Here is a 15,722-nt window from a genome sequence, read left to right as displayed (position 1 = left end):
GCTTTCTAAAAATTTCCATTAAACCCATTCCTTTCATGAAAAAAAATTACTTGAATTTACAACGCATATTGGTGCTCTGTTTGGTGCTGGTGCTCTTCCTGCTCCACAGCGCAGCAGCACAGGCGCAGACGCTTGCTTTTCCGGGTGCAGATGGCTTTGGGCGGTTCGCGCCTGGTGCCAGAGGTGCTGCTACGCAAGAAGTGTATGTAGTTACCAACCTGAATGATAGCGGGCCAGGCTCCTTCAGAGATGCCGTAAGCCGACCAGGGCGGATTGTGGTGTTTGCCGTGGGAGGAATTATCCGTCTGAATTCGCAGATAGTGGTAGCCAATAACACAACCATTGCAGGCCAGACAGCCCCTGGCGATGGGGTGGTGCTGTATGGCAAAAGAGTAACCTTCTCCGGGTCCGACAATACCATTGCCCGCTATCTGAGGATCAGATTAGGGACCAATGCCGGGGCAGGACGAAACGATGATGCCTCTGGCATTGCGAACGGTGCCAACATGATTTTTGACCATATGTCTTTTTCCTGGGGGCTGGATGAGGTGTTCTCTATTAACTGGGACGGAAAAGGAAATGAGCCGACAAACATCACTATCCAGAATACCATTATCGGGCAGGGCCTGCACCGGCACAACCACTCAGCCGGAGGGCTTATGGAAACGCCTAACGGTAAGATCAGCCTGCTGAAGAACCTGTACATCAGCAACAAAACCCGTAACCCCAAAGTGAAGGGCGTAAACGAATTTATAAACAACGTAGTGTACAACTATGGCAACGCCAACAACCCGATGGGGCATACGGTGAGCGGCGATGCCTATATTATGGGCGGCTCCGGCGCTGTTTCTGAAGTAAACATCATCAATAACTACTTTGTAGGAGGCCCGCTCACACCGGCTAACAAGACCACACCCTTCTCGAGAGGCACTGGCACGTTTAACCTGTATGGCGCCGGCAACTATTTCGACAACAATAAAAACGGTGTGCTGGATGGTACTTTGGTGCCTTTCAATGCGACAGGCTACCCGGGCATAACTGAGGATGCCTTTCAGGCGCAGCCTTTTGCCTACCCGATGGCAGCCCCTTCGCTTACCGCAGCCGAAGCATATGAGTGGGTAATAAACAATGTCGGCGCCAATTACCCGGCCCGCGACCAGGTAGATGCATTCATGGTTGACGAAGTAGCGTCGCGCGGAACCAAAGGCCATTATGTGTATCTCGAAAGCGACCTGCCCTTGGCCAATGGCGGGCTAGGCGAAGTATTTGGCGCACCTGCTCCTTTAGACACGGATGGGGACGGCATGCCTGATGCCTGGGAGGATGCCCATGGCTTAAACAAAAACAACAAGCAGGATGCCGTAGCCTATAGCACCGACTATCCGGAGTACCTCAACATAGAAGTATATGTGAACTCGTTGGTAGATTCGCCTGCTCCGGTGTTCATAAAGCCGCCTACTGCTGTTACGCTTACGGCTACCTCCGTTGAGGAACCAGCCTCCAGCACGGTAGTCATTAACTGGAAGGATAATTCCGATAACGAGACTAATTTTGTGGTGGAGCGATCTGTAGATGGCAGCAACTTTACCGTTGTGGCCGAGCCTGCCGCCAACACCACCACCTATACCGATGCCGAGGGCCTGGTTCCGAACACTACTTATTACTACCGCTTAAAGTCGGTGAACGAGGAACATGTGTCGGCCTACAGTGCCATAGCCACGGTTCAGACACCGCCCATACCCACCGCTCCGGCTGTTGCCTCTGCACCGGCTCCGGCCAACAACTACCAGTACGCAGAACTCACAGAGGGTGCACTTGTGCTGAAGTGGGCAGGTAGCGACAACACCACTACATATGAAGTATACGTTGGCGCTTCCGCAGATGGGCTTACCAAACAAGGAGAAGTAGCCTATACAGCCAACCCAACCTTTAACCTGACCGAGCTTGCCGAGAATACGACCTACTTCTGGCGCGTAGATGCTACCAACGAAAAAGGTACTGCCGTCGGCACGGTTTGGACTTTCCGTACTACCAGGTCCTTCCCTAACGGTGTGGTGGGCCATTGGGCTTTCGATGAGCCGGCAGAGGAAAATGATCAGATCCTGGATTCGTCACCGTACGAAAACCACGGGGTGCTGGGCCTCGATGGAGAAGACCAGAGCATCAGGGTAGATGGCAAAGTAAACAGGGCGCTCGATTTTGCTACCGCCGCTACCGATATGTATGTGGTAAGCGTGCCGAACCAGGACCAGTTGTTCCTGGACAAAAGCTCTTTCTCGCTTTCCTTCTGGATGAAGGCCGGCGCAGCCCTACTTCCTGCTGACAACAACTCCAGCGCTTACCTGCTGGCCAAAGGTTCGTTTACCAAAAACGAGGCAACCGGTGCAACAGGCAAACGCTTCAACATTGAGTTCAAAAACAAGCAGTTCCGCTTTGCCATAGACGATGACAACGACGCCAACGGCGGGGGCAAAGATGAGCTGCAAACAGATGGTACGCCATTCTTTACCGACGAGTGGGTGCATGTGGTGGCCATCAGAGATGTTGCCACGAATAAACTGCAGTTGTTCCGAAACGGTGTTTTTGTAAGTGAAGCCGCTATTACGAAAGCACTTTCGGGCATAGGAGAGGCAAGTGCGCTGATCATCGGTAACATTGGTGAACTGGAGTTTGAAGCCGCTACCGCTACACCTGCTCCTTACAAGGGCAAGCTCGACGAACTGAAGATTTTCAACTATGCGCTGTCGCCGGTGCAGGTTATGGAGCAGTACCATACAAGTCCGCTGCCACTGCAGGCCTTAACGCCTGCTCCTGCCCATAACAGCCAGATCATGGATGCCGCCAGCACCACCTTAACCTGGCAGGGAGGCCTGAACACCACCTCTTACAAGCTCTATTTCGGAACAGATAATTCCAACCTGCCTTTCGTGGCTGATGTTCCTGTAGAAAATGCAGGCTATCAGGTAGAGGGCCTCACCGCCAACACTACCTACTATTGGCGTGTAGATGCAGTGGGTGACGAGGGCACAACCGCCGGAACAGTGTGGTCCTTCACAACCGCTGCCTTTGAGGCAGGTTTGGTAGGCCATTGGAAACTGGATGAAACCAGCGGCACCGAGGCAGCAGACGCCAGCCCTTATCAGGCAACCGGAACCCTGACGGGCATGAACGACGCTGCCTGGACAACCGGAAAACACCAGGGGGCTTTGCAGTTTGGCAACCCTGCCAGCACAGGCGGCATTGTGGTGCCGGATGCTGAGCAGTTCAGATTCGATGAGAATGCCTTTACCATTTCCATGTGGGTGAAGATTCCGGCCAATACTTATCTGTATGCTGCCACAAATGCTAAAGATACCTACCTGATACACAAAGGAACCTTTGAGGCGGGTACCGGCAAGTGGTACGGCGTACAGGTAAGGGATGGCAAGCTAACGTTTGCGATAGACGATGGCAAAACAAAATCCAATATCGATGTGAACGTGGCCGCAGCGCCCTACAACTTCTTCAACAACGAGTGGCGGCATGTGGTAGCGGTAAGAGACACAGAGGCAAAGCAGATTAAGCTCTACATCGACAATGTGCTGGCCGGCTCCAAAGGCTACTCCACACAGAGCATCGGGAAGGCCGACCCGCTCATGATCGGCAACTCTGCTGAAAACAGGCCTTACCGTGATCAGATGGATGATGTGCGTCTGTATAACTATGCTTTGTCAGACACCGAGATCGGAGCCCTGTTCAGCAATGTGCTGAGTTCTAGGAACGAAGCAGTGGCGGCGGCAGGCGAACTTATCACCTATCCGAACCCACTTTCGGGCAGAGCAACTGTAGCATTTAAGCTGGCGCAGCAAGGTGCGTATACAATAGAGATCTACGACCTGAAAGGGGCGCTGGTAGAACTGTTGGGCTCAGGTAGAGCAGAAGCTAACCAGATGTTCTCCCACGAGCTAAATGCCAGCAGCTATAACGCCGGCGTATACGTGGTAAAACTGGTGACAGAGAAGGCAGTGGTTACCAGAAAAATTGTGGTGCAGCGGTAGGCAGTCTATTCGCCAGTACTTTGCAGAAAGCTCCGGGGAACTTCCCGGAGCTTTTTTGTTGCCGCACTCTCTGGTAAAACACATTCAAGCCAGATTATTCTAATGAAAAAGCCCCTCCATAGCCTGGATGCGCTGCTCCTCCTGCTGCTGTTTATCTGAATCAGGATTCTCAGGATTATAGGATTTTCAGGATTGGGAAAGATTAAATGCTAATCCGTGATTCAGAAATTATTCTAATGAAAAAGCCCCTCCGGACCTGAGTTGCTCTGCTGCCCCTGCTGCTGCTGTTTAACTGAATCTTCAAACTAGGACCCTTATCCCCAGAATTTTCAGAATATGTACTCCTGCCGTTTGCCGAAGCCTAAAGTCTTTCCGAGATGTGGTTTTGCCCATTGCGCCTATAATAGTTAGTTTTAACATTCCGCCACCTCCAAATCCCTAATCTTTTTATCTGGTAGATACACAAAGTAGTAAGGTTTTTTAACTTGATGAGCAACGATTTGAGCAGATTTAAGCCTGTGGGGTCCATTACAGATGCTGCTTCACAACCGGTTTGACACGGTTAATGCCAGGGCTATTGCAGATCAGGCCAGCCTGGCTTCGGATAAGGACCAGTGGCTCCACCGGACACAGCAGGATGCTTGTTGTGCTAACAATCAGTAGTTTTATACTGGGCAGGAAATAGGCTCTTGTAGGAGCACTTCCTGCCGTTCAGTAGCATTTTAGTATGGATAGACGAAAATTCCTGGGTATCGCCGCTGCGTCGCCTCTTTTATTTTCATGTGCTGGCCTGGGCATGCAAAGTTTTGCCGCAGCTGGTCAGAAGGACAAGGTCTCCGATTTCAGCAAAAGACTGAAGCCGGTGGGGCGTGTGCTCGAAATGGAAGGGTACTACGTGTGGGGCACCAGCCCGATCATTGGGCCGGATGGCAAAACCCATGTATTCTTCTCGAGGTGGGTGGCAGAAAAGGGCATGGGCGGCTGGATAAATAGCTCCGAAATTGCGCATGCCGTGGCCGACACGCCTGAGTCGCCGTTTGAGTATGTATCTACAGTGCTGGCTCCGAGAGGCGAAGGCTTCTGGGATGGCACCACCTGCCACAACCCGCACATCAAGTTCGTGGATGGCAAATACTGCCTCTTTTACATGGGTAACTCCAACCGCAGAACCAGCACCAAGCGCGTGGGGCTGGCCGTTGCCGACTCGCCCTACGGCCCCTGGCAGCGCCCCGACCAACCGCTGGTGGAAGCCGGTCCGGAAGGTGCCTGGGACGACCACTGCTCCTCCAACCCCAGCTTCGTGAAGCACCCCGACGGCAGATACTTTCTGTACTACAAATCGTGGAACACCTACGAGTACGAAAACTACACCGACCCCAAAATAAGAGGCAACCGCAAGTACGGCCTGGCCATAGCCGACAAGCTGCAGGGCCCTTACACCAAGTACAAAGGCAACCCGATTATCGACTACTCCGGGCGGGGCAACAACATACAGGCAGAAGATGGCTATGTGTGGCAGGAGGAAGGCAAATTTAAAATGGTGATGCGCGACATGGGCATCTTTAACCACCAGTACGGCCTCTACCTCGAGTCGCCTGACGGCATTAAATGGACTGAGCCCACCATTGCCTACTACAACACCGACCACTACTTTGAGCAGCCACCCAAGCCGAAGCACCTCTCCAAATACGGCCGCTTCGAACGGCCACAGCTGCTGCTGCAAAACGGCCGGCCCACGCACCTGTTTCTGGCATCGCAGGGCGGAAAATACATGACCTCCAGCGCCTTTGTGTTTGAAGTGTTGCCGGAAGGAAAAAGTGCCAGGAACTGAAAACGAATTAAAACTTAAATCTGAGCATCATGACTTATTTGTTTGAAAAAATCGGCAAAATGAAAGCCAGCCTGCAGAACTTCTTTAGCCTGAGCGGAGAGTGGAAAATCAGCGACGAAACCACTTATGCCCTCTGGTACCTGTAAGCCCGAAGCAGAAAAGCCGGGATCAGGATTTATTGGGTATAAAGAGAAAGCCCATGGTAGCGTCGTGAAGCTGTAACTACTGGCGGTATAGGCTCTCAGTTTTAACTTATACAAACCGCAGTGGCAAAGAGAGCCGGAGCGGCAACAGCTGCATAAATTCTGAAAAGGGGTATTTTTATTTGAATAATTGATCAATAACCAACTACATGATAAAACAACAGCCAAAGCGAAGTAACTTGAAGTTTGCCTTACTGGCAGCCACAGCCCTTCTGTTCAGTTGCAGCGCCTCTGATACCACCTCTACCGGTACAGAACCTGGTAAAATAGACCGGCAGGCTCTGGTCAGCCGCCATAATGTTACCCTTACATCGCCTGACACCCTGGCCTCTTTGTCGGTAGGGAATGGCGACTTTGCCTATACCGTAGACGTGTCGGGGCTGCAGAGCTTTTACCAGGACTACGACAATGGCGTGTCGCTGGGTACGCAGTCGCAGTGGGGCTGGCATTCGGTGCCGAACGACCAGAAATACACCCTCGAGGATGTAGCCCGTTACGATACCGCCGCAGATGGCAGGGTGATTCCGTTTCCGGTGCAGCACAAAGGCACAGGCCGCAAAGTAGACGCCATGAACTACCTGCGCACCAACCCGCACCGCTTGCACCTGGGCATCGTGGGCCTGGTGCTGCTGAAGGAAAACGGGGAGCAGGCCGCCATCCATGAGCTCCAGAACATCAACCAAAACCTCAACCTCTGGACCGGTAAAATAGAAAGCAAATATGAGATTGAAGGCGTGCCGGTAACGGTGGAGCTGTTCGGGCACCAGGAGAAAGACGAGATCTCGGCACGTATTACCTCTCCGCTCATCGCTAAGGAGCGCCTGAAGGTTTTCTTTAAATTCCCGTACGGCGCCGACTGCCACGTGTGCCCCGGCTATAACTGGGAGAAGCAGGACAGGCACAGCACCACCCTCGCCAGGTCGGAATCCGGAGCCAACCAGGTGCAGCTGAAGCGGCAACTCGACACCACTGTGTACTATACCAACGTACGCTGGGACAAGACAGGCAACTTCACCGAAAAGGAAAGACACCATTTTGAATTAGTACCCACTACCAAAGACGAAAGCCTGGAGTTCAGCGTGCTTTTCAGCCAGAACCAGACAAAAGACATCGCTGATTTTAAAGCAACACAAGCCAGCAGCGAAACCGAGTGGAAAAGATTCTGGACAGAAGGAGGCGCTATCGACTTTGCCGGCTCTACCGACCCACGGGCCCACGAGCTGGAGCGCCGGGTAATTTTGTCGCAGTACCTTACCAAGTTGCAGTGCACCGGCGATCTGCCACCGCAGGAAACCGGCCTCACCTTTAACAGCTGGTACGGCAAGCCACACCTGGAAATGCACTGGTGGCATGGCGTGCACTTCGCCCTCTGGGACAGACTGCCGCTGCTGGAGAGGAGCCTGCCCTGGTACACCAAAGTAATGCCGAAAGCCCGGAAAACTGCTGAATGGCAAGGCTATGAGGGTGTGAGATGGCAGAAAATGACCGACCCTTACGGTGCCGAGAGCCCGTCGAGCGTGGGCCCGTACCTGATCTGGCAGCAGCCGCACATCATTTACTTCTCCGAACTGGTGTATCGCCAGAATCCAACCAAAGAGACACTTGAGAAATACAAAGAACTGGTGTTCGAAACGGCCAAGTTCATGGCCTCTTTCCCGACCTACAGCGAAAAAGACCAGAAGTACCATTTAGCCGCTCCGATTATACCTGCGCAGGAATTGTTCCCGGCCAAAGAAACCAACGACCCTCCGTTTGAGCTGGCTTACTGGCATTATGGGCTGTCGGTGGCGCAGGAGTGGCGCAAGCGGCTGGGCATGCCCGAAGACAAAAAATGGCAGGACATCATCGACAAGCTGGCGCCGCTGGCAATAAAAGATGGCCTCTACCTGCCAAGTGCTACGCACCCGCAAGCCTACACCGACGATTTCTACCGCCGCGACCATCCGGCTGTAGTAGGAGCCTACGGTTACCTGCCGCTGAGTGCCAAGATCGATACAGCCATAATGATGAACACCTATAAGGAGATTGAGCAGAAGTGGCAGTGGGATACAACCTGGGGCTGGGACTACCCGCTGATGGCCATGAGTGCTGCCAGGCTGGGAGCTCCTGATAAAGCCATTGATGCGTTGTTCATGGATACCCAGAAAAACACCTACCTGCCAAACGGCCACAATTTCCAGGACGACCGCCTGCGCATTTACCTGCCTGGCAACGGTGGCCTGCTCACGGCAGTAGCCATGATGGCAGCCGGCTGGGACGGTGCCCCTGACAAAGCCAATCCAGGATTCCCGGATGACGGCACCTGGAAAGTAAGATGGGAAGGACTGCATAAAATGCCGTAGGCTGCGCTTAATTGGAAATTAAAAATTAGGGATATTTAAAATGGCGCGAGCGTTCTTGCTCGTGCCTACTTTTTCCTGGCCGCTGGCCGCTTTATTTTGAATTTAGCCAGAATTCCTGCTCCTCCGGACTTCTCAGTCCGGAAGTTTACTGCGGCGGATTTCCTGATCCGCAGGTTGCATGGCACGCAGGAACAGCCACTTGCCGGGAAAGCAATTTCGTGTAGAACAGATACATAATGCTAAACAAAAACAACCTCCTTCTGCTGTTTCTGCTGCTGGTAACGGCAGGATTCTCCCACGCCCAGCCAAACACGGGTAAAATCGCAACTAACCTGAAATGGTCGGAGCGGATGGCGCAGTCGATAATGAAAAACAACCCGGAGCCCTGGATGATCGAGTTTTCGAAGCAGCCGGTGTGGAGCTACCCGCATGGGCTGGTGCTGCACGGGTTCGAGAAAATATGGCGACAAGATCAGAAGAAGAACCAACACTACTTCAACTACATAAAAGCCTATGCCGATAAACTGATCGATGAGAAAGGAAACATCAAAACCTACGATGCCACCAACTTCAACATCGACATGATGAACTCCGGCAAGATTCTGTTTAACCTGTACGAGGTAACGAAAGAAGAAAAATACAAAATCGCCATCGAAACGCTACGCCACCAGATGAAGTGGCAGCCCCGCACCACCGAAGGCGGCTACTGGCACAAGCTGCGCTACCCCTGGCAACTGTGGCTCGACGGGGCCTACATGGGTTCCCCGTTCCTGGCGCAGTACGGCAAAACCTTTGGTGACAAAACAGCTTTTGATGATGTGGCCAACCAGCTGATGCTGATGGAAAAACACCTCCGCGATGCCAACACCGGCCTGCTCTACCACGGCTGGGACGAGAGCCGACTGCAACCCTGGGCCGATCCGCAAACAGGCAGGTCGCCGCACTTCTGGGGCCGGGCCATGGGCTGGTATGCCATGGCCATTGTAGATGTGCTCGATTTCCTGCCACAGGACCACCCGAAACGCAACGATGTGATCGGCATACTGCAGCGCATGGCGCCCGCCCTGCAAAAGTACCAGGATGCCAAAACCGGGCTCTGGTACCAGGTAGTGGACCAGGGAAGCCGCGAAGGCAATTACCTCGAAGCCTCTGCCTCCAGCATGTTTGTGTACGCGCTGGCAAAAGGAGCTAATCAGGGCTATATTAACAAAAGTTTCCGGCAGGCAGCTGAGAAAGGCTTTAAGGGCCTCACCGGCCACCTGATAAAAGTGCAGCCGGATGGCGAAGTAAACCTGACACAGGTATGCGCCGTGGCTGGCTTGGGTGCAGGCAGAGATGGCTCTTATGAGTACTACGTGAACGAGAAAATCCGCACCGACGACCCGAAAGGAACCGGCCCCTTTGTGCTGGCAAGCCTGGAACTGAATAAATAGAGTTTTATAGACACAGGACATCTGACATAGATCCTGTATCTTGATACTTATGTTCTTAAAGAATGAATTATTCTAATCAAAACAGCCCCTCAGAGACCTTTTCTGCTCCTGATGGTGCTGCTACTTAAAGCCTCTATCGAAGGGCCGTTTTATGATAATTATCTGCTGGCGTGTGTTTGTATCCGCTGGCGCGAGCTACAAGCCCGCACCAGCGTAGATTGCCTTGTACCGGACTATTCACTTTTCCTGTAAGATGAGCTCAAGGCAAATGGAAGGCTACATAGAGAAACAGGGAAGAATTATAATTAGAAATAACCAACAATAGCTCAGGTTGGGGCGCTGCCGTGTTTCCTGTTGCCCGAAACCAGTTTAACCATCAAAAACATCAGAAAGTATGATACAGAAAAACTACTTCACCAGTAAGTTCGGAACCCTGGCACGTGCCGCCTTGCTCTCATCTGCCATCTTCTTTTCGCAGGAGTTGGCGGCGCAGCAACTGGCGTTTCCGGGGGCAGAGGGCTTTGGCCGGTTTGCCACAGGCGGCAGGGGAGGAGAGGTCTACCGCGTCACGAACCTGAACGACAGTGGCCCCGGCTCTTTTCGCGATGCGGTGAGCAAACCGAACCGAACGGTGGTGTTTGAGGTGGGCGGCGTGATCCGGATAAAGGAACGCATCATTGTCTCTTCTGATGTTACCATTGCCGGCCAGACGGCTCCGGGCGACGGCATAACCATTTATGGCAACGGCCTCTCGTACTCCAACGCCAACAATTCCATTACCCGCTACATCCGTATCCGGATGGGTAAAGTGGGCGACACCGGCAAAGACGCTATCGCCATTGCCTCCGGCCACGACATGATCTTTGACCATGTGTCGGTGTCGTGGGGGCGAGACGGCACCTTTGATCTGAACGGCGACGTGAGTGATGTAACGCTGCAGAACTCCATCATCAGCCAGGGCCTGCACACGCACTCTACAGGTGGCCTGGTGCAATCGAAGGGCGGTGTTTCTATTCTGCGCTGCCTTTACATCGACAACCACACCCGCAACCCGAAGGTAAAAGGTGTTAATCAGTTCGTGAACAATGTGATCTATAACTGGGAAGTGGGCGGCTATATTCTGGGTGGTTCAGCCGGTCGCTCCGACGCAAACATAGAAGGAAACTACTTTATCAGCGGCCCCGGCACCAAGTCCAACCCGCCATTCTCCAGGGCAACCGAAACCTTCCACCTCTACGCCAAAGACAACTACTACGATGCCAATGTAAACGGCAAGCTCGACGGGGCGGCTGTCGCGACAGCCGACTACGGCCCCGTGACCTGGAAAGAGGCTCCTTTCGACTTCCCGAAGGTTACAACGCTCACACCGCAGCAGGCATACGACAGAGTTATTGCCGGAGTAGGCGCCTCGTTGCAGCGCGATGAAGTAGACAAGTTTCTGATAGAGGAGTTGAAATCGCTCGGCACCAAAGGCAAAACCATCAGCGACGAAATGAGCCTGCCCATGGCAGGACCAGGTGTGGTCAAAGGTGGCAAAGCTTTGGCAGACTCAGATGGCGACGGCATGCCCGATGCCTGGGAAAAGAAAAACAAGCTGAACCCCAAAGATCCGAACGACGGCCAAATCATCAACAAAGACGGCTACTCCAACCTCGAGAAATACCTTAACAGCCTCACCGGAAAAGACGCCGTTTAGAAGCAGCAACAGCAGGATCTCCGGAGGGCTATTTTTATTAGAATAATTTGGCTGGTTAATGTGCTGATTTTCCAGTTTGAAGATTCGGAAATGGTTTGATTGGCTTAGAGTGACGGAACCATCCATTTTCAGGTACCATCAGGACTCCATTATTCTTAATATGCTCTGACTCGGCAAATTGTTGGGGTAGGGTTCTTTAGAAAGATTCTGACAAAAAAGTCTGGTGGCTTATGTCCTGCGCCCTGTGTCTTACAAAAGCCTCCGGAGGGCCAAATTCATTAGAATAATTGCTGATTGCTGGTTGTTTGTTGTTGAATGGCTAAATGGTTGACCTGGAATTTTGAAGAGGAACCACCAAACGCATTGCAGCCCTTAACTCTTAGACTTTAGAAGAGTCCTGTGTCTTTCAAAAGCCTCCGGAGCTTATCTTGTAGGGAAAAGCAGGTCGCAGGTGCGCGCTGGCAACTCGTACCAAATGTTCCTTACGGCTACAGCATAAAAGAATTGATCTATCACAAGCTGTTTTGGCCCCTCCTGGCAAGGCTTGATAGGAAAGTACGGGCTGCCAGCTCGCACCAGCGCAAAATCCGGGAAATAGAGGCCTTATTTTTCCTTACAAGATGAGCTCCGGAGGGGCTTTTTCATTAGAATAATTTTTACTGATAGTGCCAGTATTTCCAATTCAACAAACTTATAACCACTATAAAGCATGAGAAAAATCGACTCTAAAAATTTACTGGGAGCAGGAAGCAAACAGACCCACGTGCTCTGGGGCTTTGCTTCTTTTCTGCTGGTATCGCTGCTCCTGCTGGCGCAGGCGGGCTACGCCCAGAAACGCTACATGGAAGAACTGAACCGCGGCGTGGTGGCAGTCAGAACCGATGCCAATGCCGTGTTTGTGAGCTGGCGCATGCTGGGCACCGACCCGGCCAACGTAGCGTTTAACGTGTACCGCGGCGAGACAAAACTGAACGCCGAGCCCTTGACCATGTCCACGAATTATGTGGACAACACCTCGGCAAACGGAGCCTACCACGTGCGGGCTGTGATAAAAGGCGAAGAGCAGGCTTCGTCGGAGGCGGTAACTGCCTGGGCTGGCGCGTATATGAGCGTGCCGCTGCAGCGCCCCGAAGGAGGCACTGTGAATGGCAGCAGCTATACCTACTCGCCTAACGACGTATCGGTAGGCGACCTGGATGGTGATGGCGAGTACGAGCTTATTGTGAAGTGGGACCCCTCTAACTCCAAAGACAACTCACAGAAGGGCCACACAGGCAAAGTGTTTCTGGATGCCTATAAAATGAACGGTACGCACCTGTGGCGTATCGATCTGGGCTGGAACATTCGGGCAGGCGCGCACTACACGCAGTTCCTGGTATATGATTTCGACAGCGATGGCAAGGCAGAAGTTGTGTGCAAGACCGCCGATGGCACCATAGACGCGGCAGGTACGGTAATCGGAAACGCCACCGCAGATTATCGTAACTCGGATGGCTACATCTTAACTGGCCCCGAATTCCTGACAGTATTCAACGGGGAGACCGGAGCCGCCATGGCCACCACCAACTACCTGCCGGGCAGAGGCTCTGTGTCGGCGTGGGGCGACAACTATGGCAACCGGGTAGACCGCTTTCTGGCTGGCGTGGGCTATTTTGATGGTGAGAAACCAAGCATCCTCATGACGCGTGGCTACTACACCCGCTCTGTGCTCGTGGCCTGGGACTGGCGCAATGGTGAGCTGACGCAACGCTGGATGTTTGACAGCAACACCCCCGGCAACAGCGCCTATGCCGGGCAGGGTAACCACAGCCTCAGCATTGCCGACGTAGACGGCGACGGCAAAGACGAAGTGATATACGGGGCAATGGCCGTTGACCACGATGGCACCGGCCTATATTCTACAAGGCATGGCCATGGCGATGCCCAGCACGTATCTGACCTCGATCCGGACCGCCCCGGCCTGGAAGTCTACTCCATTCACGAAACCCCCAGTACGCCAGGCGCCTCCATGTGGGATGCCCGCACCGGCGAGATACTCTGGAAAACCGCAAACGCCGACGTTGGCCGCGGGGTGGCCGCCGATATTTCGGCAGCGCACAGAGGCGCAGAAGCCTGGGGCTTTGGTGGTATCCGCAACGCGAAAGGAGAAGTGATCTCTACCAGCAATCCGCCCTCCAACAACTTTGCCATCTGGTGGGACGGCGATCTGCTCCGCGAGCTGCTGAACGATAACCGGATCGACAAATATGGTGCAGGTCGTTTGCTCACAGCCACTGGGGCAGCCTCTAACAACAGCACTAAAGCCACGCCCAACCTGCAGGCCGACCTGTTTGGCGACTGGCGCGAAGAAGTGATTTTGCGCGACGAGAGCAATACCAGCCTTCGAATTTATACGACCACCATCCCGACCAAGTACCGCATCTATACACACATGCACAACCCTCAGTACCGGGTGGCCATAGCCTGGCAAAACGTAGGTTATAACCAGCCACCGCATGTTAGCTACTTCCTGGGCGATGGCATGAACCTGCCGCAGCAACCAGACATAAGGCTGGCTGGAACTACCGGGGTGCCAGAGAACACCAACAGCATACTGCCGCCATCGCATATCGGAGCTACGAAGGTGACATTCGAAACCATACAGCTTTCGTGGCAGGATAATGCCGAAAACGAGACTAACATATTGGTGTACCGCTCTGCTGACGATGAAACGTACACACTGGTGGCTACCTTAGAGGCCAACGCAACCGCTTACCTGGACAAGGACCTGGAGCCGACCACAAAGTATTACTATCGCCTGCAGGCCACCAATGCTGAAGAGCACTCCGCTTACAGCCTGCCAGTCGCTATTTCGACACCGGCAAAGCCTACGCCTCCTGCTGCCACTTCTAACCCCTCGCCTGTCAATGGTGCCGAGTACGCCGAATCCGATAAACTGACCTTGCGCTGGTCCGGAAGCGACAACACTGAAACCTACAAAGTTTACTTTGGCACAACTGCCGAGAGCCTGGAGCACCTGGAAGATGTTGCCACTACAGCCTCTGCTGTAATAACCGTGGCTGAAAACACAACTTACTTCTGGCGCGTGGATGCCGTTAACGAGGTAGCCACCACTGCCGGGTCTGTATGGTCTTTCTCTACAAAGGAACTGAACCAGACCGGCATCCGGGGCGACTGGCGTTTTGATGCCACCAGCGGCAATGTGGTAACCGACGACAGTGAGTTTGCCAACCACGGCGAGGTAAAAAACATGACAAACCACGCCTGGGTAGCGGGCCGTGCAGGCAATGCCATCGACCTGGCCAATGCCGAGACTAACAGCCATGTGCAGGTACCGCATCAGCAACACCTGTTTTTCGATACCAACTCCTTTACGGTGTCGCTTTGGATGAAAGCACCTACGCAACCAGCAAATGCTTACCTGTTCCACAAAGGCACCTTTGCCCGCAACGAGGGCACAGGAGCTACCGGGAAATGGTTTGGCCTGGAAGTGAAAGACAACCTGATCCGCTTTGCCGTTGACGATGATGTTACGAAAACCGAAGTAGGCACCGACAATGCCACCTTCTTTACCAACGAGTGGGTGCATGTGGTAACGGTGCGCGATGTGGAGGCTAAAAAGCTGCGCCTGTACCGCAACGGGGTGCTGGCGCATGAGGTGAACGACAACACCAACAACGGCATCGGCCAAACCGACCCGCTGATAATTGCCAACACCGGTAACCTCGACTCGCCATTTAAAGGCATGCTCGATGAGTTTAAGCTCTTTAACTACAGCCTGTCGCAGGCGGAGATTGTGGAGCTTTACAACAATACTGTTACCAGCACTGCCACCGAAGCAGCCAAAGAAGGCATGTTCCAGATCTACCCGAACCCGGCCAAAGACAAGCTGAACCTGACCTTTACCCTCGACAAGCAGGAAGAGGTAACGCTCACCATCTACGACCAACTGCAAGGCCGTAAGGTGCAGCAAGTGGTAAATGCCACCATGGCAGCCGGAACCCACCACCTGCAGCTCAGCGCAGACGACCCGCAGTTCAGCCAACTGGCCGCAGGCGTGTACCTGTGCGTGCTGCAAACCTCCAGCCACCGCCTTGTAAAGCGCCTGGTGAAGCAGTAAATTTTCTGAATAACAAAAGAGGCAGGCCCCTAGTAGTGGCCTGCCTCTTTTGTTTTGTGG

General features: G+C 53.3%; 6 protein-coding genes. All 6 read left to right on the top strand.

Features of this window, described 5'->3' with window-relative positions; translation table 11 throughout:
- Positions 1-35: 35 nt before the first annotated feature.
- Entirely contained in the window at positions 36-4,037 is a 4,002-nt protein-coding gene (locus FJM74_RS13320; protein ID WP_187263104.1) for a LamG-like jellyroll fold domain-containing protein, read from the top strand.
- Between the two features lie 727 nt (positions 4,038-4,764).
- Positions 4,765-5,868: a glycoside hydrolase family protein gene (locus FJM74_RS13315; RefSeq protein WP_187263103.1), complete on the top strand. Its 1,104-nt coding sequence runs from the start codon at positions 4,765-4,767 to the stop codon at positions 5,866-5,868.
- Positions 5,869-6,220: 352 nt separating this feature from the next.
- The gene (locus tag FJM74_RS13310; RefSeq protein WP_187263102.1) at positions 6,221-8,413 is read left to right on the top strand and encodes a hypothetical protein; all 2,193 of its coding nucleotides are present in this window, start codon (positions 6,221-6,223) and stop codon (positions 8,411-8,413) included.
- A 236-nt stretch (positions 8,414-8,649) separates the two neighbouring features.
- A complete protein-coding gene (locus FJM74_RS13305; protein WP_187263101.1) occupies positions 8,650-9,846 on the top strand; it encodes a glycoside hydrolase family 88/105 protein in 1,197 nt (398 codons plus the stop codon).
- A gap of 394 nt (positions 9,847-10,240) precedes the next feature.
- The gene (locus FJM74_RS13300; protein WP_241739140.1) at positions 10,241-11,542 is read left to right on the top strand and encodes a pectate lyase family protein; all 1,302 of its coding nucleotides are present in this window, start codon (positions 10,241-10,243) and stop codon (positions 11,540-11,542) included.
- Positions 11,543-12,251: 709 nt separating this feature from the next.
- The gene (locus FJM74_RS22675; protein ID WP_187263100.1) at positions 12,252-15,662 is read left to right on the top strand and encodes a rhamnogalacturonan lyase family protein; all 3,411 of its coding nucleotides are present in this window, start codon (positions 12,252-12,254) and stop codon (positions 15,660-15,662) included.
- Positions 15,663-15,722 lie beyond the last annotated feature (60 nt).

Source organism: Pontibacter beigongshangensis (assembly GCF_014332515.1).
GTDB lineage: Bacteria > Bacteroidota > Bacteroidia > Cytophagales > Hymenobacteraceae > Pontibacter > Pontibacter beigongshangensis.
Note: the sequence above shows the minus strand (reverse complement) of the source record. Positions and strands in the feature narration are given on the sequence as shown.

What these genes read in the sequence shown, in the direction of transcription:
- FJM74_RS13320 (WP_187263104.1), top strand. Translation starts at nt 36, where the DNA reads ATGAAAAAAAATTACTTGAATTTACAACGCATATTGGTGCTCTGTTTG.
- FJM74_RS13305 (WP_187263101.1), top strand. Translation starts at nt 8,650, where the DNA reads ATGCTAAACAAAAACAACCTCCTTCTGCTGTTTCTGCTGCTGGTAACG.
- FJM74_RS13315 (WP_187263103.1), top strand. Translation starts at nt 4,765, where the DNA reads ATGGATAGACGAAAATTCCTGGGTATCGCCGCTGCGTCGCCTCTTTTA.
- FJM74_RS13310 (WP_187263102.1), top strand. Translation starts at nt 6,221, where the DNA reads ATGATAAAACAACAGCCAAAGCGAAGTAACTTGAAGTTTGCCTTACTG.
- FJM74_RS13300 (WP_241739140.1), top strand. Translation starts at nt 10,241, where the DNA reads ATGATACAGAAAAACTACTTCACCAGTAAGTTCGGAACCCTGGCACGT.
- FJM74_RS22675 (WP_187263100.1), top strand. Translation starts at nt 12,252, where the DNA reads ATGAGAAAAATCGACTCTAAAAATTTACTGGGAGCAGGAAGCAAACAG.